The 22789-nt window shown below is 34.7% G+C and carries 19 protein-coding genes and 1 other RNA gene; 8 read left to right on the top strand and 12 right to left on the bottom strand.

Annotation, left to right across the window (positions count from 1 at the left end; all coding sequences use genetic code 11):
• Positions 1–16: 16 nt before the first annotated feature.
• From OLM57_RS13630 to OLM57_RS13615, 4 genes are all read left to right on the top strand, one after another.
• Positions 17–397, top strand: a complete 381-nt coding sequence (locus OLM57_RS13630) for a YchJ family protein (protein WP_264564243.1) — start codon at positions 17–19, stop codon at positions 395–397.
• Between the two features lie 19 nt (positions 398–416).
• Positions 417–1205 (top strand): META domain-containing protein, encoded by a 789-nt coding sequence (locus OLM57_RS13625; RefSeq protein WP_264564242.1) that lies wholly within the window; start codon positions 417–419, stop codon positions 1203–1205.
• Positions 1206–1376: 171 nt separating this feature from the next.
• A complete protein-coding gene (locus OLM57_RS13620) occupies positions 1377–2495 on the top strand; it encodes a vWA domain-containing protein (protein ID WP_264564241.1) in 1119 nt (372 codons plus the stop codon).
• Between the two features lie 130 nt (positions 2496–2625).
• On the top strand, positions 2626–4089 hold the full coding sequence (locus OLM57_RS13615) for a magnesium chelatase (protein WP_264564240.1): 1464 nt from the start codon (positions 2626–2628) through the stop codon (positions 4087–4089).
• A gap of 83 nt (positions 4090–4172) precedes the next feature.
• Here OLM57_RS13615 and OLM57_RS13610 read toward each other — a convergent pair whose 3' ends face one another.
• Positions 4173–4964 (bottom strand): RMD1 family protein, encoded by a 792-nt coding sequence (locus OLM57_RS13610; RefSeq protein WP_264564239.1) that lies wholly within the window; start codon positions 4962–4964, stop codon positions 4173–4175.
• Positions 4965–5193: 229 nt separating this feature from the next.
• Here OLM57_RS13610 and OLM57_RS13605 point away from each other — a divergent pair, with 229 nt between their 5' ends.
• Positions 5194–5787 carry a 2OG-Fe(II) oxygenase gene (locus OLM57_RS13605; protein WP_264564238.1) on the top strand — a complete coding sequence of 198 codons (594 nt, stop codon included), beginning with the start codon at positions 5194–5196 and terminating at the stop codon, positions 5785–5787.
• On the opposite strand, the gene OLM57_RS13600 is transcribed toward OLM57_RS13605, so the two are convergent.
• The 4 genes from OLM57_RS13600 to OLM57_RS13585 form a co-directional block, all read right to left on the bottom strand.
• A complete protein-coding gene (locus OLM57_RS13600; protein WP_264564237.1) occupies positions 5784–6695 on the bottom strand; it encodes a protein-glutamine glutaminase family protein in 912 nt (303 codons plus the stop codon). The two genes, OLM57_RS13605 and OLM57_RS13600, sit on opposite strands and share 4 nt — an antisense overlap.
• 42 nt (positions 6696–6737) lie before the next feature.
• Entirely contained in the window at positions 6738–7607 is an 870-nt protein-coding gene (locus OLM57_RS13595; protein WP_264564236.1) for a transglutaminase family protein, read from the bottom strand.
• Complete coding sequence (locus OLM57_RS13590; protein WP_264564235.1) at positions 7597–10188, bottom strand: circularly permuted type 2 ATP-grasp protein; 2592 nt, start codon at positions 10186–10188, stop codon at positions 7597–7599. The genes OLM57_RS13595 and OLM57_RS13590 overlap by 11 nt, the downstream gene beginning before the upstream one ends.
• 74 nt (positions 10189–10262) lie before the next feature.
• Entirely contained in the window at positions 10263–13676 is a 3414-nt protein-coding gene (locus OLM57_RS13585) for a DUF2126 domain-containing protein (protein ID WP_264564234.1), read from the bottom strand.
• Between the two features lie 260 nt (positions 13677–13936).
• Here OLM57_RS13585 and rnpB point away from each other — a divergent pair.
• From rnpB to OLM57_RS13570, 3 genes are all read left to right on the top strand, one after another.
• Positions 13937–14282: RNase P RNA component class A (gene rnpB, locus OLM57_RS13580), an RNA gene on the top strand.
• 39 nt (positions 14283–14321) lie between these two features.
• Complete coding sequence (locus tag OLM57_RS13575; protein ID WP_264564233.1) at positions 14322–14708, top strand: DoxX family protein; 387 nt, start codon at positions 14322–14324, stop codon at positions 14706–14708.
• A 216-nt stretch (positions 14709–14924) separates the two neighbouring features.
• Positions 14925–16154 carry a multidrug effflux MFS transporter gene (locus tag OLM57_RS13570; RefSeq protein ID WP_264564232.1) on the top strand — a complete coding sequence of 410 codons (1230 nt, stop codon included), beginning with the start codon at positions 14925–14927 and terminating at the stop codon, positions 16152–16154.
• An 87-nt stretch (positions 16155–16241) separates the two neighbouring features.
• Here the strand turns inward: OLM57_RS13570 and OLM57_RS13565 are convergent, their stop codons facing one another.
• The 7 genes from OLM57_RS13565 to OLM57_RS13535 form a co-directional block, all read right to left on the bottom strand.
• Positions 16242–17456: a PAS domain-containing sensor histidine kinase gene (locus OLM57_RS13565; protein ID WP_264564231.1), complete on the bottom strand. Its 1215-nt coding sequence runs from the start codon at positions 17454–17456 to the stop codon at positions 16242–16244.
• Positions 17457–17905: 449 nt separating this feature from the next.
• Positions 17906–18043 carry a hypothetical protein gene (locus OLM57_RS13560; RefSeq protein ID WP_264564230.1) on the bottom strand — a complete coding sequence of 46 codons (138 nt, stop codon included), beginning with the start codon at positions 18041–18043 and terminating at the stop codon, positions 17906–17908.
• A 34-nt stretch (positions 18044–18077) separates the two neighbouring features.
• On the bottom strand, positions 18078–18854 hold the full coding sequence (locus OLM57_RS13555) for a hypothetical protein (protein ID WP_264564229.1): 777 nt from the start codon (positions 18852–18854) through the stop codon (positions 18078–18080).
• Between the two features lie 200 nt (positions 18855–19054).
• Entirely contained in the window at positions 19055–19945 is an 891-nt protein-coding gene (locus OLM57_RS13550; RefSeq protein ID WP_264564228.1) for a DUF4435 domain-containing protein, read from the bottom strand.
• A 1-nt stretch (position 19946) separates the two neighbouring features.
• Positions 19947–20450: an AAA family ATPase gene (locus OLM57_RS13545; protein ID WP_413614351.1), complete on the bottom strand. Its 504-nt coding sequence runs from the start codon at positions 20448–20450 to the stop codon at positions 19947–19949.
• Positions 20451–20503: 53 nt separating this feature from the next.
• Entirely contained in the window at positions 20504–21295 is a 792-nt protein-coding gene (locus tag OLM57_RS13540) for a hypothetical protein (protein ID WP_264564227.1), read from the bottom strand.
• Between the two features lie 171 nt (positions 21296–21466).
• Entirely contained in the window at positions 21467–22738 is a 1272-nt protein-coding gene (locus OLM57_RS13535) for an NAD(P)/FAD-dependent oxidoreductase (RefSeq protein WP_264564226.1), read from the bottom strand.
• Positions 22739–22789: the final 51 nt, after the last annotated feature.

Below are 22789 nucleotides of genomic sequence, written 5' to 3'. Positions count from 1 at the left end.
AGTTTCTTTAATAACGATGACTCCAAAAAAATGTTATTGTGGTACTGAGAATTCATTTGAAAGCTGTTGTGCACCTTATATAAATGGTACCAAAAAAGCGCCAAGTGCTTTGGCGTTAATGAAATCAAGATATTCGGCTTACTCCACCCATAAAGCAGATTATTTATTGGCAACAACACACAGTTCCGAAAGAAAATACTATTCACGAGAAGAAATTTTGCATTGGGCTACAGCCAATAAATGGCAAAAACTAGAAATCATTTCCGCTACAGAAAACACAGTCGAATTTAAAGCGTATTTCATAGACGAGAATAATGTAAACCAAGTACATTATGAATTTTCTACTTTTAAACAAGAAAACGGCAGTTGGTTTTATGTAGATGGAAAGTTTAAGTAATTATTTTATACTCTAAATTATGAAAAAGTGGATTCAGTTATTAGTAATTATTGTGCTTATAGCCAGCTGTAAAAGTGCTGTAGCAACACCGAATGAACCTGCAAAAACGGAACCAACAGCTGCCTACAAGCAACAAATGGAAAATTTGGAAAATGGTATTTATTTTAGAGGAAATGGAAATGAAACTGGCTGGAGTTTGAAAATATCCGAAAAAACCATTGAATTTACATCTCTAATACCTGGCTTTGAATCTTTTAATGGCACTCATGTTGAGCCTATCAGAGCGATGGATGCCAATGTGAAAATGTACAGGGTTACTACTGGAGCAGGGTTAATGATTATCCAGATTATGCAACAGGAATGTACCAATACCATGTCGGGTGATAAATCGTCATATTCTGTTCGCATCGAAATTGTAAAAGACAACAAATCTACGTTTTTGAGCGGTTGTGGAAACTACATTACAGACCCACGTTTGCACGATATTTGGGTTCTGGAAAAACTTAATGGAGGAAAAGTGAGTTTGACAAACTTCAATAAAGAATTACCCAATCTTGAAATAAACAGTTCAACCAATCGATTTATGGGTTACGCAGGTTGTAATCGAATGAATGGAACCATTTTCTTCGAAAGAGGATTGCTTCGTTTTACCAATATTATTAATACGAGAATGGCTTGTGGAGAAAATAATAAAGAAAACGAATTTCTTAAAGCTTTACAAAGTACTACCAATTATAAAGTGGAGAATATGAAATTGGTGCTTACAAATCCATCCGGGGGAAAGTTAGTTTTTAAAAAAGTGGACTGATTTTGGTAAAAAGTGAATAGAGATTCTTTAAATTTATTTTTTTGGAGGTATTGAAAAAATCGTACAATTACTATTTCCGATTAACTTTTCACTAATTACCAATTTGGCTTTTAACGTAAAATTATAATTTGTTTATAATAAGTTCTTTTAAAATAATCTAAATTTATCATTATGAACAATACGATAAAAAAAGGATTTTATTTTAAGAGTTATGAAGCTCCGTTTCAATCTCCATTTGATAAACTCTTTGCTATTTTTAAAGAGCTTATCACACACACATCAGGAGATTTTGACGAGGCTATTAGTTGGTTGCGCGAATTGGACAAAGAATACAAACTAACTGAACCATCCTATACTATTGATGATTTTATTGATGATTTAAAGAAGAAAGGATACATCCGGGAAGAACTCAAAGAGGATGGAACTTCTGGAGTTGGAATTACCGCCAAGACCGAACGCGCCATACGACAACAGGCTTTAGACAACATTTTTGGAAACATAAAAAAGTCGGGGAGCGGTAACCACAAAACCAAACACGTGGGCAACGGTGACGAGCATACAGGAGAGTTCCGGGAGTTTCATTTTGGCGATAGTTTAGAGCGAATTTCATTGACCGAAAGTTTGCGTAACGCACAAATCAATAATGGTGTTGCCGATTTTATGCTTACCGAAAATGATTTGGTTGTCGAAGAAACGCAATACAAATCGCAAATGAGCACCGTTTTGATGATTGATATCAGTCACAGTATGATCCTGTATGGAGAAGACCGAATAACTCCTGCCAAAAAAGTGGCAATGGCTTTGGCTGAATTAATTACCACCCGCTATCCAAAAGACACCTTGGATATACTGGTTTTTGGTAACGATGCTTGGAGAATTTCTATTCACGATTTACCATATTTAAAAGTGGGACCATTTCATACCAACACTGTTGCTGGTTTGCAACTAGCCATGGATTTATTGCGTAGAAAACGAAATACCAACAAGCAAATTTTTATGATAACCGATGGGAAACCGAGCTGTGTGAGAGAAAAAGACGGCTCATATTACATGAACAGCAACGGTTTGGATCAATATATCGTTGACAAATGTTATACACAAGCCCAACAAGCACGGAAATTGCATATTCCGATCACTACTTTTATGATTGCCAGTGATCCTTATTTGCAAAAATTTGTAAATCACTTCACCGAAGCCAACCAAGGAAAAGCGTTTTATACTGGATTAAAAGGCTTGGGCGAAATGATTTTTCAAGATTATGAAACCAATAGGAAAAAAAGGGTTAAGTAGTTTTGGGTTATGAGTTATGAGTTTTGAGCATTGTTTGTAGCAGAAGCATTTGTCATTTTATAAAATAAACGGAATTAATAAAACTTAGATTCTTAGAAACTTAGAATCTTAGCAACTTTAAAAGAAAAATATGAAAATAGAAAACATAAATACATTCGGGGAGTTAAAGAAATTGGGATACGTAAGCAAGAATATTAAAGATGAATTACGGTACAATTTAAGAGAGAAAATTAAATCAGGGCAAACTACTTTTGAAGGAGTGCACGGCTTTGAAAATACTGTTATTCCTGAGTTGGAACGAGCCATTTTGTCCCGTCACAACATCAATTTATTGGGGCTTCGCGGTCAGGCCAAAACAAGATTGGCTCGTAAAATGGTCGAATTATTGGATGAATACATTCCGTTTGTAACGGGTTCTGAAATCAACGATGATCCATTTCATCCATTGTCCCGTTTTGCCAAAGATTTAATTGCTGCCAAAGGGGATGATACTCCAATCTCCTGGTTACACAGAAGCGAGCGATTCTTCGAAAAACTCGCTACTCCAGATGTTACCGTTGCTGATTTGATAGGAGATGTCGATCCGATAAAAGCAGCCAATTTAAAATTATCCTATGCCGATGATCGTGTGATTCATTTTGGAATGATTCCACGTGCCAATCGTTGTATTTTTGTGATTAACGAATTGCCTGATTTGCAAGCAAGAATTCAAGTAGCACTATTTAACATACTGCAGGAAGGCGATATACAAATTCGTGGGTTTAAATTGCGCATGCCACTCGATATGCAATTTGTCTTTACCGCAAATCCTGAAGATTATACCAATAGAGGAAGTATTGTAACTCCTTTGAAAGACCGAATTGGTTCGCAAATTTTGACACATTATCCAGAAACCATAAAAATTGCAAGAACGATTACCACGCAGGAAGCAAAATTAGATGAAAATCAAACCAATCTGGTTTACGTTCCTTCGTTGGCCAAAGATTTATTGGAGCAAATCAGTTTTGAAGCCAGAGAAAGTGAATACGTTGACAACAAAAGTGGTGTCAGTGCCAGATTGAGTATTACTGCTTACGAAAATTTATTGAGTACTGCAGAACGCCGCGCTTTACGATCAGGAATTGATTTTACAACTTTGCGTTTATCCGATTTTATGGGAATTATTCCATCAATAACCGGTAAAGTCGAATTGGTGTACGAAGGAGAGCAGGAGGGAGCTGCCATTGTGGCCCAACACTTGATAGGTGATGCGATACACACTTTTTTTCCAGCTTATTTTCCGAAAATTGAAAAACTGGAAAAACCCGGAGAAAGAACCGTTTATACCGATATTTTGGATTGGTTTTTTACCGAAAGCGGTTTCGAATTATTGGATGATTGTTCTGATGAAGAATACAAATCTATTTTGGATAGTATTACTCCTTTGGATAAATTAATAGCAAAATACCAACCCGAACTGGAAAAACAAGATCGTTATTTCATGAAAGAGTTTATCCTTTGGGGGTTGGTAGAATACAAGAAACTGAACAAAGACCGTCTGTCTGAAGGGTATCAATTCAAGGATATGTTCGGGAGTTATATCAGCAAATTATAATGAATTCAGATTTTTAACAACAAAAGCCGAAATATAGTTTCGGCTTTCTTCTTTATAACATATCGTAAGTTATGTTTTGTCTATTAATGATAAATCGAGGCAATAATAATTTCGATTGCAATTAAAATAATGACTATCCATTCCAGGCGGGAGCTTTCGCGAACATTCAAGACGTCGGTAAATAGTTTTAAATTGTCTTCGATAATTCGTAATCGATAATCCAGATCTTTGAAACGAGGATTTATATCAAAATTGGTTTTAAGATTGCGATTCAATAAACTGAGATCTTCATTGTCCCAAACAAGATTGGGGTCATCCAGAATGTAAAGATTATCTACAATACTGTTTTTAACATTTAATACTTTTCCAATATATTTAAGTAAATTATTTTTTGAAATGCTCAGTTTTCCTCGTTGTTCTAATTCCTGAATGTATACTTTGGATGAAGTAATCAATGCATCGGTCAAAACCTCATAATATTCGAGCGCAACAGACTGACCTGTGTTAAGCATAACAATTCGCAATACTGATGGATTAATTTCATTGACAGTCACAAAATCATTTTTAACTAGGTATTTAGGAATATTTTGATCGGTTTCTATTTTATATTCTTCAAACAAATCCAGATCAACCAAAGTTGTCGCGTAGTTTTTGAGAAACTGAATGATTTTATCTTTTTCAGCTGCAGTATAGTTTGCAAAAACAATCACACCATAGTCAAAAATATAGAGATAGCGATCTTTTTCTTTAAATGTATAAAAAAGCTCAGAAGTAGTACCCGAATAGGCTTCAACTTCAAATTCAGCCCTCAATTGTTTTATATTAAAAGCTTCAGCGATTTGAAAGGCTTCTATCTTGATTGTATCTGCTTTCATGTTTACTTTATATTAAAAAAATAATTTAAAGAATGGCATTGTACATAAAAATTAGATTTAAATAAATGGTATAAAGTAATTTAAAGTTAGCCATTTATATATTAAAAACAAAAGCCGTAGCACTACTTTTTATAAAACTAAAAATAAGAATATTTTATTTTGGGACCTTTCCCATTTTATTTAGTCTACCTTGTCCCGTTGGCGGTCTATGCAGTCAATAAAAACAAACATGGAAAACAGTTTTGAGGATTTGATTGCTACTTATATAGAAAATAAAGTAGGAATATCGGAGCATTTTTTGAGTGATGATTTGGCCAATAACTTAAAACAGAATTTATATACGTTGAATAAAAACAGTCAATTATCTGCCGCTGGAATAGGCAATTCGGAGAAGTTGTCATACGATGGAGCCGTCCGAAGTGATTCTATTTATTGGCTGGACAAAAAACACAACAATATTTTCGAAAATGAGTTTTTTGCCCAAATGGAAGCTTTTATTTTATATCTAAATGAAAGTTGCTATGCCGGAATTACTGGGTATGAATTTCATTATTCCCTATATGAAAAAGGTGATTTTTATCTGAAACATTTAGATCAATTCAAGAACAATCCAAGCAGGAAGTATTCCATAATTAGTTATTTGAACAGCGATTGGCAGGAGAGTGATGGGGGAGAACTGCTGATTCATCAACTAGACAACAATCAAAAGATTAGTCCAACGCAAGGAAAAACGGTTTTCTTCAAAAGCGACGAGCTTGTCCATGAGGTTTTGGTTACCCAAAATACCAGAATGAGTATTACGGGTTGGCTAAAAAGTGATTAAAATTTACCTTTGGTTTGTGAAACAGTTTTTTTTCTTATTTTTTCTGTCAATAAAACTAAGTTTTCTTGCCATTTTATTAGGTTGGCAGAATAAATATTCCTGTATTTGGCAATTACTTCCAGATGTTTAGATTGAAAATCATCATTCATTTCATAGTTCCAATTATTATCTCTAAAAATCGTTTCAAAATTAAAAACATTCCCTACCAACATTTTATAATCCTGAACTAAATTTTGATGAAGATTAGAATTTAGTATTGGTTTAATTTCGGTATTATAAAAAGCTACAGCAGTTTCGTTTACCGCTAATCCTTTTTCAATCCAATGTTGGTTGAAGGAATCCTCTTCATATCTAAAAAAATCCGTAATAAGTTTGTCCGAAAACCAATCGGGTAGTTTGACATTTGGCTCAATTACCTCTGAAAATTCATTAAGATTGGGTTGTAATTGTGAATTTGGAATTATTGAGGAATTAAACAAATACCATTCTGAATCCATTATTAAATAAATGAGTTTTCTAGTTTTGAGTTTCGCAAGCCATGTTCTATAGCGAACTGGCCCTTTGGGAAATAGTCCAGGATCGACGACCATCTTCCGAACTTTATTTTTAATTCTAACCTGAAGTATTGGAGCAACATGATAGCCCCAATCTATTTTTCCGGTAGGGGACATGTTTTTTTTGTCTATAAAAGTGATTAACCGAGAACTATTCATAGAATAAACAACAGGTGCAAAAGCCCAAATTTTGGCACATTGATAGCCTTTAGATTCTAATAGCAAACAGATATAATGCGAAATATTATGGCAATTGGCTTGTTGATAACCAAAAGGAATTCCAGATTTTATAATTTCAAAAAATAAAGTATTAACAGTATTTTTGTCAATTATAGAAGCTTTTCTGTTGGTCAAAAGAGGGTGTTTTTTTATGATATTTTTAAATTTTTAAATAAATTAAATGAAAGGTATAACATCAACTTCTACTTTTACTTTATGATCTCCAGAACTAAAAATAATTCCTTTTAGTGGAGATACATCAGCAAAATCTCTTCCATAAGCTGTTACAATATGACGTTGTTGAGGAATCATATTGTTCGTTGGATCAAATTCGCACCAGCCCATTTCTGGAATATAAACCGATATCCAGGCATGAGAGGCATCAGAACCTTCAAGTTTTGGTTTTCCTTTTGGCGGTAGCGTTTCGATATAACCACTTACATATTTTGCCGGAATACCAACACTACGCAAACTTGCAATAGCCAAGTGGGAGAAATCCTGACAAACTCCTTTTAGTTCTTTAAGTACAGTTTTTAGTGGCGTATTGACATTGGTTGAACCCGATTTGAATTGAAATTCAGTATATATTTTTTTTATTAAATTTAAAACTCCTTCAAAAAGCGAAACATTGGCAATCAAACAGGTTTCGGCAAAAGCAACTATTTCTTCATCCCAACTAATGAATTGACTGGGCAATTGATACTGTAAAACTTCAATTTTTAATGCATGATCTGTTTGAAACTTCATTCTAGCCTCTTCACAAGTAATTGAATTAAAAAGTTGTACTTCTTTATATAAAACTTGAATTTCGCTGGAGACTACAACTTTTAATGATTTATGAGACTCATGAATCGAAAAATAATGTTGGACATTTCCAAAATAATCAGTGCGGCTGTATATTTTGGAGGGCTTGGGCTCTATCTCTATTTTAAAATTTTTACAAATTTGTTTGGATGAATTCAAGGGTTGCAGGCACAAAATACTTTGGTAATTGTGAACTGCATTTGCATAGCTGTAAATAGTTTGATGTTTTAATTTATATTTCATCAGAATCTATATTTTTAAGTGTGTCTAAAACTGAATGTTGCATTACAGAATGATTGAAATATAAACTTGCCAAATTATTTGAAACATTCGAAATCAATTCAAAAACAGTTGAAAGTGTTTGATCCAATTCAGTGCGAAATTGAGTGGCCGAATCTACTTGTATTAAAATTTCGGCATCAATCAATTTGATAATCGTACTGGCTTCAAGAACTGATTTTTCGGCAATACTCAATCGATGTGGCTCTATTGTTTTAGGCAATTTAGAAAGATAATACGAAAGCGTGTCTAATAGAAAAGAAAGCGTATAAGGTAAATTCTTTTCTAAAAACACCATATTGATGACGGCTTTTAAGCTCAAATGCGATTTGTAAATATTTCTATATTGTGCCAATAAGTGATGATTTTCTAATATGGCTTCCATCAGAACCGCTTCTTCTTCCTCGATTTTTTTGAAATTGAAAGTAGAGCGGAAAACAGACAACAAGGATAAAATTCGTTCTACATTTTTTCCTGTTTCCAGCAAATAAAAACCATTGTCTCTAGGTAATGTTTCGTAAATATTTCCGTAAAAAGAAAAAAGGCGAATGTGCAATTTATCCAGACCATGGTTGACTTGGTTGATATTATTTGTGTTGGTGTTTTTTAATACAAAAAGGCTGTCTTCGACTAAATTGATAATGCGTCGGGTATCATGATTCCATTTTTCACTAACTTGGTTAATTGTATTCAACAATGATTGAAGATTGTATACTACAGAACCCGCTTTTTCTGAATGATTGATCAAAAGCAAGAGCTCGGCAATTGGGTTTTCAAAAATGGTATCATTGTCATATTCTTCGCTGTCTTTAATTTCTTTTCCAACAAATCCCGGATACGTTTGAGTAAGATGTGTTAGTGATTTTAATAATACAACTAAAAAATCGGGTTGTTTATTCCCATTTTTAATTACATTTTCGTTGAGTCTGTTCAAAATTATTTTTAGAAAACTACGAAGCGCCATTGTTCTTTCGCACAAACGTCCCACCCAAAATAAATTTTCTGCATTTCGACTGGTCAAAGAATTGTTAAGCTGGTTGTTGGTATTTTTTCGTTCAACAGTTTTTTCGTGATGTTCTGTTGGAGCATCAGTAATAATCCAAGTGTCTTTAGAAATACCGCCCAATTGGTTCGAAATCTCAAACTTTCCTTTCAAGGCAGAACTCCTTGTTAGGCCTCCCTGCATTACTTTATAATCGTCACCATCTGCAATCAAAAAGCAACGCATTGCAGCATATCTTGGTTCGATTGTTCCATTTATAAAAGAAGGAGTGGTAGATAAACTGACTTCTTCTTGGGCCACATAATCTTTTGGACTTTTAAGTATGAGGTTTTTCAAATCATTAAGCTGCTCTTCATTCAATAATCGCCCATAAATGGATCTAAATCCTTGTTTGCGATTGGTTTTTTTTATAATTAGTTTAGGTAAATTGGCTAAAACAAAATTTAATTCTTTGGTTTGTCCACACCACCAAGTTGCTACCGAACTCATTAATAAAGGTTCATTTAGCAGAAACTTACAGGCATTTTGCATAAAAGCCATTAGGCCGTAATTTTCCAAAACACTGGTTCCTGGAGGGTTGAATACAGCAACATTTCCTAAACGTATTACCTGTAATAAACCGGGAATTCCGAGCAAAGAATCTCTGCGCAACTCGAGTGGATCGCACCATTCATCGTCCAATCGTTTTATAATAACATCTACACGTTCTAGCTGATCGATAGATTTTAGCCATACAAAACCATCTCTCACCAACAAATCATTTCCTTGCACTAAAGTATATCCCAAATAGGAGGAAAGGTAAACGTGTTCAAAATAGGTCTCATTTCCAGGGCCGGGAGTTAAGAAAACCACATTCGGATTTTCATTAGAATTATTTCCTAACGTATCAACAGTTTGCTGCAATTGACTAAAATAGGGAGACAGTCTGCTTCTATATGTTTTTTTGTTGAGCTCTGGAAAAACCTTGCTCATAACAATTCTATTTTCTAGTGCATATCCTGCACCCGAAGGGGCTTGCGTGCGATTGTCCAGCAACCACATTTTTCCGTCGGGACCACGAGCCAAATCTACTGCATAATTGAGTAATTGTTTGTCGGATTTTTGTCTAATATCAAAACAGGGCAATAAAAAACCAGAATTATCAAAAACTAATTCGGCTGGAATAATAGCATTTTTAATTAATAATTGAGGACCGTAAAAGTCTTTTAAAATCAAATCCAACAAACGAGCTCTTTGCTTTAATCCTTGTTCGATGGTTTTCCATTCTGATTCATGAATCAGGAACGGAATTGGATCTAATTTCCAAGCACGATTTGATTCTTTATTTGAATCATAAACATTATAAGTTACACCGTTTTCCTTTAATTTCTTGATTATTTCTTGATTACGCAATTCCAGTCCTTCAATACCTATTGATTCTAAAGTATCGAAAAGTTTTTGCCAATAAGGCTTTATCTGACCATTTTGGTCAAGAACTTCGTCGTAGCTATTGATCGTCTGCTTATAAGTGTTGAGTAATCCTAATGAAATATCTTGAATCATTTGTTCTTTGTGAATGATTTACTTTTTATAATTATGCAAAATAGTGGTTTTTGACCGAACAACAATTAAATTATTTAAAATAAGCTGTTATTTTTTGCAACCCAAAAATGCCTCAAATCCAATGTGTTTGGATATTCAGGATTAACTAATTCAATTGGAGTATCGGGTTTTAGATTGGTTTTGTTTTCGGCCACAAATCTCGAAACGGTGGGTGTATTAATAACCGGGGCGCTCTGTTCTGAAGTTGTTGATGGTGTATGACCAAAATCCCAAAAACGACTTATTTTTCTGGATTCAGCTTCATAACTATTTACAGGATAAGTTTCAAAACTTCGTCCTCCGGGATGTGAGACAAAATAAGTGCAACCACCAATTACTTTATTATTCCAAGTATCCACAATATCAAAAACCAAAGGTACATCTATACCAATATTAGGATGCAATGCAGATGGAGGATTCCATGCTTTATAGCGGATTCCTGCTACGTATTCGCCTTTCGTCCCTGTGCTTCTTAACGGAATTCTGCAACCTTTGCACAATAAGATATGGCGTTCAGGAATAATTCCTGAAATTTTAACCTGTAATCTTTCTAACGATGAGTCTACAAAACGAGCTGTTCCATTACTCGATAATTCCTCACCCAAAACATGCCAAGGTTCTATTCCTAAACGAATTTCCAATTGAATATTATCAACCGTAATACCTCCGTGATGTGGAAATCTAAATTCAAAAAATGGGTCAAACCAGGAAATATCAAAATCATAACCAGCCTCTTTCAAATCATTCACCACATCAATCATATCCAAATAAGCGAAGTGTGGTAGCAAGAATTTATCGTGCAATTCGGTTCCCCAACGCACTAATTTTTTTTCATAAGGGTTTTTCCAAAATTTAGCTATCAAAGAACGAACCAATAGGTTTTGTACCAAGTTCATGTGTTTGTGTGGTGGCATATCAAAAGCCCTTAACTCTAATATTCCCAAACGCCCTGTTGACGAATCGGGAGAATATAATTTATCAATGCAAAATTCAGTTCTATGCGTATTTCCAGTGATGTCCGTGAGTAAATTTCTAAAAATACGATCGACCATCCAAAACGGAATATCTTTATCTTTCGGAATTTGTTCAAAAGCAATTTCCATTTCATACAAGCGTTCGTCACGACCTTCATCAATGCGTGGTGCTTGACTGGTTGGTCCAATAAAAGGTCCAGCAAAAAGATAGCTTAAAACAGGATGATGTTGCCAATAAGTAATTAAACTACGTAATAAATCGGGTCTTCTCAGTAATGGACTGTCTTCTGGTTTTGCAGCTCCCAGTGTAACGTGATTTCCGCCACCAGTTCCGGTATGACGACCATCAACCATAAATTTATCGGTTCCTAAACGAGAAAGAAAAGCTTCTTCGTATAAAGCTGTGGTGTTGTCCACAATTTCCTGCCACGATTTGGCGGGATGAACATTGACTTCGATAACGCCAGGATCTGGAGTAACCATCATTTTTTCGATGCGATAGTCCGTTTCGGGTTGGTAGCCTTCAATTCGAACAGGAATTTGTAATTTTTCGGCAGTAGTTTCTACCGAAGCAATCAAATCTAAATAAGTTTCTAAATAATCTGTAGGGGGTAGAAAAACATATATAATTCCGTCACGTTCTTCTACACACATGGCAGTCGAAAAAGTCTCTACCTCAAATAACAGAGATTCTTTTTTATCTATTTCCTCTTCAGCATTCGAAGCAACTGTTGCTTTATAACTTTCTGAAATACTGCCATACCGTTCTTCCAAAGATTGATGATAATCACCTAATGGCGATAATTCTTCAAATAAACTTCGGGAAACAGGTTGTTCCCTTTTATTTTTAGAAACTTTAGGCAAAGATTCCAAAGGCAGGCGCAAACCAATAGGGGAGTTCCCAGGAATCAGATAACATTGCCCTCTTCTAAATTCCCAAACACAGCTTACCCAACTTTTGGTTGTGTGAATCCATTTTAATGGTACAACAAAACCAGAAGGGTTATTCAGTCCTTTTTCCAATAATTTTGCCAATGTATGACGCTGAACAGAATCTTTTAGATTTACGGCAAGCGGATCGAGATTAACGGGTAGTTTTCCTTCTTCCAAAGCCCAATAAATGGGATCTTCGTATGTTGGATTTATATTTTTAATGTCAATACCAAGATATTTTGTCAATTCAATGGCAAAACGTTCTGCATCGTGAAAAGTGAACTTTTTGCCATCTTCTTTAGCAATTAAAGCATCGTTTTTCCACAACGGCAACCCATCTTTTCTCCAATATAAAGCATATTGCCAACGCGGAAATAATTCGCCGGGATACCATTTCCCTTGGCCAAAATGAAGCAATCCTCCGTGAGCAAAACGACTTTTCAATCGAAGCGCTAGATCATAAGCGAGTTTACGTTTCAAAGGGCCATCGGCAGTAGAATTCCATTCAGGTGATTCAAAATCATCGATAGAAACGAAAGTGGGTTCGCCTCCCATTGTCAACCGGACATCGCCTTCAATCAAATCTTTTTCTACATCATTGCCCACCTTCATAATGTTTTCCCATTGTTGTTCGGTGTAGGGTTTTGTAACTCTTGGATCTTCGTGAATGCGGGTCACGGTATTGTCAAATTCAAATTCAACTTGGCATACCTCACTTGCACCAGTTACAGGAGCAGCACTTTCATAATCAGGAGTGCAACATAACGGAATATGCCCTTCGCCAGCAAAAAGCCCAGAAGTAGGATCGAGACCAATCCAGCCAGCTCCGGGTAAATACACCTCTACCCAAGCATGCAAATCTGTAAAATCTTTTTCTGGGCCAGAAGGACCATCAAGCGATTTAAGATCTGAAGTCAATTGAACTAAATACCCCGATACAAATCGTGTGGCCAGACCAATACTTCTGAGCGCTTGAACCAAAAGCCAAGCAAAGTCACGACAAGAACCACTTTGTATCTCAAGTGTCTCCTCACAGGTTTGAACACCTACTTCGAGACGAATATTGTATTTTAATGTTTGAAAAACCAATTGGTTAGCAAAAACCAAAAAATCAACCGTGATTAAGTCCTTTTTTTGTGTCAGTTTTGACACAAACTCATCAAATTTCATCCCTTTTTCTTTAACTTCAAGATAAGGCCATAATTCTTTGTGTAGTTTATTTTCGTAGAGAAAAGGAAAGGTTTCAGCGTATTCTTCGACAAAAAAATCAAATGGATTGATAACTTCTAATTTAGCAATAACTTCAACTTCAACTCTTAACTCAGTTGTTTTCTCATTAAAAACGACCCTTGCTTGATAATTACCAAATGGATCTTGTTGCCAATTGATAAAATGATTTTCGGGATAAATCTTAAATGAATATCCTTCAATTGGAGTTCTGGAATGTGCGGCGGGTCTTAATCTGAAAATGTGAGGAAATAGTTTTACACTTCGATCAAATTTATAAGCAGTTTTGTGTGAAATGGCTATTTTTATTGACATAAGTAAGTGTTATTTTCGGCGTTATACAGTATATACAAATATTGTGAAAAAATCACTATTTATTCAATTTATATAATAATAATACAAGTATTTTTAGGTACAATATCTCCAAATTATCAATTTTGGCTTTTATAATTGCGAATAATTAAAATTGAATTAAAAGCACTAAAATTGATGATGATTTTTGATTATTGTTTTTTTTATTTTTAATAAAAAGTTCAAATAAAAACTGATGATTCCTTCCAATAACTTACTTTTGCGCTGCAGACCGCCTTATCGTCGTCCTGTCTTTATGGACAGGAGGGAGGAAAGTCCGGACACCATAGAGAAGCATAGCGGGTAACACCCGTCATTTTGTTCTGATTTTTCGGAATAAGATAGGACAAGTGCAACAGAAAGTATGTACAGGTAATGCTGTAGTGAAACCAGGTAAACTCTATGCGGTGAAATATCAAGTATATCAGCATTTAAGGGTTTCTCGCCCGTTGCTGAAGGGTAGATAGCTTGATCTCGTTGGTAACAACGAGACTAGATAAATGATAAGGTATCGTTTTGTTCTTTTGAACGGGACGAGGACAGAATCCGGCTTATAGGTCTGCATTTTTTTATATTTTAATGTTAATTTACTATTTTAGTAAAAAAAATATGAAAAAAGTCTCTTTTCTGTCGTTACCAAATTCCATTTTAGTACTACGTATCTGTATTCCATTATTTTTTGTGGCTCATGCAGTGACAAGAATTGCAAACGGTACAATAAACCAATTTGCCGATTTTTTGTCAGGTAAAGGTTTTTTGGCGGCAAGTGCAATGGTTTGGGGAATTACAATTTATGAAATTATTGGAGGAATTGTATTGAGTTTTGGTTTCTACATAAAATATTTGTCATTGGGATTTATTTTAATGCTAATTATGGGAAATATAATTATTCATTATCAAAATGGCTGGTGGGTTGGCGAACATGGTGAAGGAGGAATGGAATACAGTTGTGCTTTAATTTTGGCTTTATTGGTTATTGCTAGTTCAAAAAAGTAGAATGGAGTAAAATTATGTTTGCTGGATTGAATAATTCTATTTTACATAATATAAATTATAGTTCATTTGTTTATTACTGAAATCAAGTAAGAAAACGATAAAAAATGCTACTTTCTTAGCTCTTTGTAATGGTTTACTTATCTAATCGACCAAAGTACTTCTATTTTATTGAAAAGATTAAATCTAAAGAAGTTACTTTTGCAAAAAAAAATTAAAATGACAAAAGCAAAATACATCCAATTAATTCTGATTCTAGGTTCAATGACCGCGCTTGGACCATTTTCAATTGATATGTATTTACCCGGGTTTTCCGGAATTGCCGAAGACCTTCAAACTACTGTTACTGAAGTTTCCATGTCTTTATCCAGTTATTTTATTGGAATTTCGTTTGGTCAATTACTATATGGACCATTATTGGATCGTTTTGGTCGAAAAAAGCCTTTGTTTATTGGGTTATTGATTTATATTTTGGCTTCTTTAGGCTGTGTTTTTGTTGCTGATATCAATACTTTTATAGGACTTCGGTTTATTCAGGCAGTTGGTAGTTGTGCAGCTACGGTGGCTTCGGTTGCAATGGTTCGAGACTTGTTTCCTGTGAAAGAAATACCCAATGTCTTGTCCAAATTAATGTTGGTTGTTGGGCTTTCTCCAATGTTGGCGCCAACGATTGGCGGTTATGTAACGAGTTATTGGGGTTGGCATATTGTGTTTTTTATACTGATGTGTATGGGAATTTTTGTATTGATTGCTTCTCAAATGGGTCTGCCAAAAACACATGAACCCGATTTATCAATTTCTTTACGACCAAAGCCCATCATCAATAATTTTGTGTCAATTATCAAAGTGCCTCAATTTTACACGTATGCTTTAACTGGTTCTATAGCATTTTCTGGATTATTCACTTATGTTGCTGCATCTCCCATTTTGTTTATGCATATTTTAAAGGTAGATGCCACCATCTATGGTTGGATTTTTGCTTTTATGTCTTTGAGTTTTATTGGCTCGAGTCAGTTGAACTCTCTATTGTTGAGACGTTTCTCGAGTGAACAGATGATTTTTGGTGCTTTAATTGCTCAAATAATCATTAGTGTTGCCTTTTTGATTTTGGTAATCAACGATGTTTTAGGATTGTATGGTACGATTGCAATGCTATTCTTGTTTTTGGCCTGTTTGGGTATTTCCAATCCCAATACTGCGGGATTAACCCTTGCTCCTTTTGCCAAAAATACTGGAAGTGCTTCGGCATTGATGGGTGCCACTCAATTGGGAATTGGGGCTTTGGCTTCGTTTGCTGTGGGTGTTTTTGTGAAAGATTCTATGGTACCTATAGTTGCTATTATGACGTGTACTACGATTATCGCTTTTATTATTTTGAATATTGGTAAAAGAAAAATCAAGAAAACCATTATGAATTCTGGAGATGATGAAATTATAATGGGACATTAATCTTGCTTCTATTTTTCTAAATTTGATTCTCGTAAAGACCCAAATGTGCAAAGTTTAGAAGATTTATTTTTTCGAATAACATTAAAATTATGCACTTTCATCAAACATAATTTCGTCTGAACTGCCTATTTTATATAAAGGTTTCTCAATTGGCAACGTAAAATAAAAAGTAGAACCCTCCCCTTCAATACTTTCTACCCAGATTTCACCGCCATTTTTTTCCAAAAAGCCTTTTACTAATAACAATCCAATGCCGGCTCCTTTATTCTTTTTTCTTGTTTCTGAAAGCGTTTTCATTTGGGGAGTAAACAATTTGTCCATTATTTCTTTAGACATTCCAATTCCGGTGTCTTTAATCTGAACAATAATCTTATCCTCTTTGGTTTTTGCTGAAACTGTAATCGAGCCCCCTTTTTCGGTATGTTTTATCGCATTTGATACGATATTTTGAATAATGGAAATCAACATTTTACTGTCGGCAAACACAGAGGTGTTCTCTTCGATTTCGTGATGCAGATTTATGGTGTTTATTGAAGCCGTTTCGTTTAAAGTATCAAAAACTTTATTAATATATTCGATTAGTTTTAATTTTGAAGGAGAAAAGGTGTCTGATGCGTATTTTATTCTTGCCCATTCCACCAAATAGTCCAACATTTCCAATTCATCTGTAGATGATTTATAAAGCAAGTCCAGCATTTCCTGCATAGCATCAGGACTCATTTTACGGAAATTTTCTTTTAGATATTTTGCTGTTCCAATAATTGCCGACAACGGACTTCTTAAATCGTGCGAAAGTATTGCCATAACACTCTCTTTATGAGTATTAAGATCTTCCAATTCTTTAATGTAATTTTTTATGGCATCTTCTGATTGTTTTCTATCAGTCAAGTCCCTCAAAACCTTAACGTAGCCAAGCATTTCTCCGTTTAAACCAATGAGTGGAAAAACCAACCCATAAGCATAAAACAGGCTCTTGTCTTTGGCAATGTGCCATCTATTATCGGTTGCTCTACCTTCTTTTAAAGAGGTTTCGATTTCTATTGTAGGAACACCATTTTTTAAATCTTCCTCTGTAAATATCAAATCAAAAGGTTGTCCGATAACTTCATCCGTTTCGTAACCAAATATTTTTGTAGAACCAGAACTCCAACTATTTATAATAAAATCATTGTCTAATGTAAAAATGGAATAGTCTTGTAAACTATCGATTATTTGGCTATAAAATTCAGCGGTTGGAACATATTTGTTTTTAAGAATTTTTGTGAAGTTTTGCTTGGTTTCCATTGTATTTAATTGAGCCATTATGTTGAAATATGTGGTATTGTCTTAACCATTATTGGTTATACCATTTCTTTATTTCAGGCTAAATTACGTCAAATCATCGGATTTGTTGTGGCATCTACTAAAAACTATTTTTAGATTAGATCAAATGTTAAAATCTCAAGTAATTGCAGGAAGTTTCAGTTCTTAATTTTGAATAACAACACGATAATCCTGATTGTAGATCTAGTTTATTGATGGTGATTGCAAATCAACACTATCGGGGTTTTGTTTATATTAATTTGTTTACGGTGAAATATAAATTATAGTGTCAAAACCATAAGTGACTTCGCCATAACCATAAATTACAATAGCATAACCGTAAATGACATTGCTATAACCGTAAATGACATTGTTATAACCGTAAATAACATCGCTATAACCGTAAATGACATTACCATAACCGTAAATGACATTGCTCTAACCGTAAATTACATTGCTATAATCGTAAATGACATTACCATAACCGTAAGTGACATCGCGATAACCGTAAATGACATCGCCATAACCGTAAATGACATTGGTATAACCGTAAATGGTGATGGGTGATTTATAAACAGGACAGGCATTTGTGGTTTTGCCTATCCTGTTTTGCTTTTGGAATTAAGCTAGTTTCTTTCTGAATTTTAATCCTTTTACCTGGGCAAACTCGGGTGATGCTGCTCCGTAGATTGATTTTATGTATTTTTTTATATCGTCTACAATGTAGAGTAATCCTGTTTCTTCTTTGTATAATAAGGTGTCGCGCGCGATTCTTGAATTGCTTACTGCCGCATAGGCTGTTGCAACGGCATTGTTTTTGACAATGAGGTCGGTTTGTTTTGCGGTTAGGGATGCCATCTTTAATTCGGTTTCGTTTGGGGCATAACTGGTTTCTGACTGTACTACCGAAAGTAATGCCGCAAAGTGCTGTATTTGCTGGTCGTAGGATTGCTGACTTGTAGAAATAGTTTTGGGCACAACTGTATTTGGGTCCGTTGGCTTTTTGTTCTTTTTTTCTTTGGGGCCTTGCAGTTTTTTATTAAACCCTTTTGCATCGTCTACTTTTTGGGTAATGGCATCGGTGATCTGCAATGCGTTTACGACTTTTGTTGCCAGTGGTTTTAGTGTTCTAAAGGCCGCAGCCCTGTCGTTTACGGTATTGTTATAAGCTGTATTTTTTGTTATTACATCGGCCAAACTTGCCTGACTTGCCATTGCCAGTGCTGTAAGCTGAGGCAACTTTAATGCCTTCTTGCTCGGGTTGTAACTTGGCCCGTATCCTGTTACGAAAGCGATTACATCCTGAAGGTTTGCCACGTTCTTTGCGTGCCCCGTTTCACTCACAGTACTTTTGGTTTTGGCAGTGTTGGTGCTTTTTGAGCCTGATGTAGCTGTCATGTATTGAAAGTTTAAAGTATTGATGAATAATTTCAAAAATAAAAATAAATTTTAATTTACACTATTTATATTACAAAAAAGAAAGCTACTGTATGATAGTAGCTTTCTTTTTTGTGCTATATTAATGACTTTAGGAGATACAAAATGTTTATCTTATAATTGCGGGCACGGATTCCAAATCCACTCTTTCGGGTAAGTAGTTAAAATTTCAGAACTTGTTTTCCAACTTGTTTCTCCCATGACTTAATTTGTTTATAAATGTCTGTTTGCTCAAAATATCGTGAATCATATGCTAAAATTAATTCAAGTTCTATTTGATCCGCTGATAAAACATTAGAATTTAGTGAGGCTAGTTTTTTTCTTAGCCCCAAACTCAAAATTTGGCAAATGTCGTGGCCATTGCAAAGTTGATTTAATTCGACACCATCTAATTTTTTTGAATTTAGAGATTGAAGAGCGGCTTTATTAGTTGTATTTATTTTTGTTTTATTCATTGAATAATTTATAACTGCATTTATCAGATTTTCATTTCCAGTAAATTTAAATAATTTTACATCAATAAATTTGGCATAATCCAATGGTCGAGCATCTTCCTTATGTGGTTTAAATAGTAACCCTAAGTTCTCAGATTTGTTTACCCATTTAAGTATACCAATTGATTTACTTAGGTTAAGCAAATCTTCCCGAATGTCTTTTATTTTTAAATCTTCGAGATAAGTTGAATATTTAGTAGGGTCACAGTGATGTGTCAATATTGTATCAAGAGCATTAGATTTAATAATCATGACTTCGATATCATGATCGTCAGACATAATTACATTTTTGTTTTGTGGTAAATCATCATCCAATCTTCGGAAGTCTGAGTCAATTAATCCAAGAGCATCTGTAAATCCGCGCTGCTGAAGTTCTTCAATTACTTGTATTACGTTACAATTTCCAAACGCGATCTCTATTTCGCAGAATTCTTGATCAGTAAATTTTCGATAGAGTGTATAGTCACTGTTGCCCTCAACAATTAAATATGTTCCCTTAAATCGGGATTTTTGCAATATTGAATTAGCAATCCTATCGGGAGTTAAATGTTCGCGCATATTATTCTCCCTTTAATTGTACAGTTAATTTCCAGTTCTTGTTAATAATATCTGGTGAATGTGTAGCAATAATAGCAGACAAGTTATTTAGTATAATCACTTCCTTTAAATCGTTTATAAAGTGATTTTGCCATGAAATGTGTAAAGAGATTTCGGGTTCATCAATCAATAAAAGTGAATTAGGTTCAGTATCAAACAAAAGTTGGAAAAAAAGTACAAGTTCATGTTGTTCGCCCGACGAAAGACCAGATAAAGGAATATCTTTCCCTGTTAATTGAGATGTAAAGACAAAACCTCTGGATTTATGAATACTCAACTTTTTGTATAAAAATCTTTTATTAATTATATTTAATAAAAGGTCGATTCGTGTCGCTAGTTCATTATAAATTTCTAATTTTTCATTACTATCTTGAAGGTAAACTTGTAAAACTTCCTTTAAGATTTCCTTATTTTTGTGTGTAGTTTGAAAGTTAATCGGTAAATTCTCTTCTTCACTATCAAGCAGACCAACTTTATTTAAAAGTTCACTTTTTCTACTTAGTTCCTTAAGTCCTTCTTCTAGTTCTTTATCAGAATTTTTTTTGGATGTGTAATTTGATTAATGACCCTATTTGGATAACTCCTGTCTAATTTCGAAGCAAGATCAGTTGCAGCAACAGTTTTATTTTTTATTTTTTCGATTAAACCTTGCGAATAATTAACTACTGAAGACTTGTACTCTTGTTCTTGAGCTTTCGTTCTAATCAATAGTCGTTGTGTTTCAATAAATTTTGTTTTTATCGAAGACGATTTTTTTACTAGCCAATCAGGAAGACTTTCGAACTGTTTTCTAATATTCGCAGGCAAGAATTCACCATATCGCTCAAATAGTTGTTGTGTTGAAAATAATTCACCTTCGTGAGAATTTAGCCAAGTGTCCGGACCAACTTTTTCAATTGGAAATGGTAAATATCTGCCAATTTCATAATGAATTTCGTCATGATAATAAAGATCTCTATTTCGACGAAGTCTATGTATAGGTCTTTGATTTTCTGAAAAACTCATTATATAGGTTTCTGGCTTTTTTTTGCCTGTTGTTGTATGATGTGAGAACTTTAATGCGCAACCATTATCATTAATTTCTTTTTCTATTGAAACCACATCATTATTTGAAAACGTTAAAATAAATTCTTTAAATAGATATGTTTGAAGTTCAAAAAAATCTTTGTCGAAAAAAGCCTTTATCATTTTCAATATGACAGTTTTTCCAAGACCATTTTCACCCAAAATCATTGTTATATTTTCTTCCTTTAATTTAATTGGATGGTCAAATGCACCATATAATTCTTTTACTTCAATCTTTGTAATCATATTTTTAAGTTATATATGTTATTAATTACTGCCAACTTGTGTATATATAAAACAAACCTTCGCAAAGCTATCCAAAATTGGATTGTTATACGAAGGTTTGTCTTACTTTGTATTTCTCAAATATAAATCTTTTTTATCAGAAATTACGGCCTGAATGAAAACTATTTTGAGCTATGCATCAGCTTTTGTTCTTTTCTCTGGTCTAATAATCATACGCAACGATTGGTCTTTGGAGAAATAGGCAATCATCCAATGGTAAAAGGTATTGATTCGGTTGCGGTAGGTTATCAAAGACATTAGATGTACGAAAAGCCAAATCATCCAGGCGAAAAAGCCCTTGAAATGCATTTTGGGTTTGGGCAAATCGACTACGGCTTTGTTTTTTCCGATGATCGCCATAGAACCTTTGTCTTTGTATTTAAAGGGTTTTAATGGCTTATTTTGAAGTATTAGTTTAAAATTTTCGGCCAAATTTATTCCTTGTTGGATAGCCACTTGCGCAACTTGCGGGTGACCGCCCGGGAAATCTACATCGTTGAGTTGGATGCAGGTATCGCCAATGGCGTAGATGTTTTCGGTACCATTTACTTTGTTGAAGGCGTCGGTTGCCATTCGTTTGCCACGACCGTAACTTTCTGCCGGAATTCCTTCAAATTCTCGTGCTGAAACTCCTGCCGCCCAAATTAAATTTTTGGTTTGAATGGTTTTTCCATCGGCAAAGAATACGGTGTCGTCTTTGTAATCGACCACACGGGTGTTTAGCTTTACGACCACTCCCAATTTTGTTACTGCTTCGAGTGTATCTGCTTGTGATTCCAAACTCATAGGCGACAGTAAGGCGTCTCCCCCATCGACCAAATAAATATTACTGGCGGTGGTGTCGAGTTCGGGATATTCTTTGAGTAAAATATTTTTTCGCATTTCGGCAAACATACCCGAAACTTCCACTCCTGTGGGTCCTCCACCGGCCACGACAATGGTCAAAAGTGTTCTTCGCTTGCGGATGTCTTTGCAAATGGCTGCTTTTTCGAGGTTTTTCAATAATGCGTTGCGCATTTCGATGGCATCATTGAGGGTTTTCATCGGAATGGCATTTTTCTTGACATTTTCCATCCCGAAATAACTGGTTTCGGCACCAGTTGCAAAAACCAAATGGTCGTATTGCAATTCGCCGTTATTGAGGATGATTTTGTTTTCGGCAGGAATTACTTTTTGGAGTTCGCCCAAGCGAAACTTCAGGTTCTTCTTGCCCGCAAAAAATTTACGGAACGGATAACTTATGCTTGAGGGTTCCAGAAAAGCGGTTGCTACCTGATAGATGAGCGGAGGAAAGAAATTGTAATTGTTTTTGTCAACAAGCGTTACTTCTATGCCGTTGTGGTTTGTGAGTTCTTTGGCTAAATTGATTCCGGCAAAACCACCACCTATGATTACTATTTGCATATTGAGAATTTATGAGAATGATTAGTTTTTTGTTTCTCATAAAAGTACAAT

Origin of the sequence: Flavobacterium sp. N3904 (genome assembly GCF_025947305.1) — a bacterium.
In the GTDB taxonomy this organism is placed as follows: Bacteria; Bacteroidota; Bacteroidia; order Flavobacteriales; family Flavobacteriaceae; genus Flavobacterium.
Note: the sequence above shows the minus strand (reverse complement) of the source record. Positions and strands in the feature narration are given on the sequence as shown.

Coding starts and splice junctions, on each gene's coding strand:
- OLM57_RS13630 (WP_264564243.1), top strand. CDS start 17: ATGACTCCAAAAAAATGTTATTGTGGTACTGAGAATTCATTTGAAAGC.
- OLM57_RS13625 (WP_264564242.1), top strand. CDS start 417: ATGAAAAAGTGGATTCAGTTATTAGTAATTATTGTGCTTATAGCCAGC.
- OLM57_RS13620 (WP_264564241.1), top strand. CDS start 1,377: ATGAACAATACGATAAAAAAAGGATTTTATTTTAAGAGTTATGAAGCT.
- OLM57_RS13615 (WP_264564240.1), top strand. CDS start 2,626: ATGAAAATAGAAAACATAAATACATTCGGGGAGTTAAAGAAATTGGGA.
- OLM57_RS13610 (WP_264564239.1), bottom strand. CDS start 4,964: ATGAAAGCAGATACAATCAAGATAGAAGCCTTTCAAATCGCTGAAGCT.
- OLM57_RS13605 (WP_264564238.1), top strand. CDS start 5,194: ATGGAAAACAGTTTTGAGGATTTGATTGCTACTTATATAGAAAATAAA.
- OLM57_RS13595 (WP_264564236.1), bottom strand. CDS start 7,607: ATGAAATATAAATTAAAACATCAAACTATTTACAGCTATGCAAATGCA.
- OLM57_RS13590 (WP_264564235.1), bottom strand. CDS start 10,188: ATGATTCAAGATATTTCATTAGGATTACTCAACACTTATAAGCAGACG.
- OLM57_RS13585 (WP_264564234.1), bottom strand. CDS start 13,676: ATGTCAATAAAAATAGCCATTTCACACAAAACTGCTTATAAATTTGAT.
- OLM57_RS13575 (WP_264564233.1), top strand. CDS start 14,322: ATGAAAAAAGTCTCTTTTCTGTCGTTACCAAATTCCATTTTAGTACTA.
- OLM57_RS13570 (WP_264564232.1), top strand. CDS start 14,925: ATGACAAAAGCAAAATACATCCAATTAATTCTGATTCTAGGTTCAATG.
- OLM57_RS13565 (WP_264564231.1), bottom strand. CDS start 17,456: ATGGCTCAATTAAATACAATGGAAACCAAGCAAAACTTCACAAAAATT.
- OLM57_RS13560 (WP_264564230.1), bottom strand. CDS start 18,043: ATGCCTGTCCTGTTTATAAATCACCCATCACCATTTACGGTTATACCA.
- OLM57_RS13555 (WP_264564229.1), bottom strand. CDS start 18,854: ATGACAGCTACATCAGGCTCAAAAAGCACCAACACTGCCAAAACCAAA.
- OLM57_RS13550 (WP_264564228.1), bottom strand. CDS start 19,945: ATGCGCGAACATTTAACTCCCGATAGGATTGCTAATTCAATATTGCAA.
- OLM57_RS13540 (WP_264564227.1), bottom strand. CDS start 21,295: ATGATTACAAAGATTGAAGTAAAAGAATTATATGGTGCATTTGACCAT.
- OLM57_RS13535 (WP_264564226.1), bottom strand. CDS start 22,738: ATGCAAATAGTAATCATAGGTGGTGGTTTTGCCGGAATCAATTTAGCC.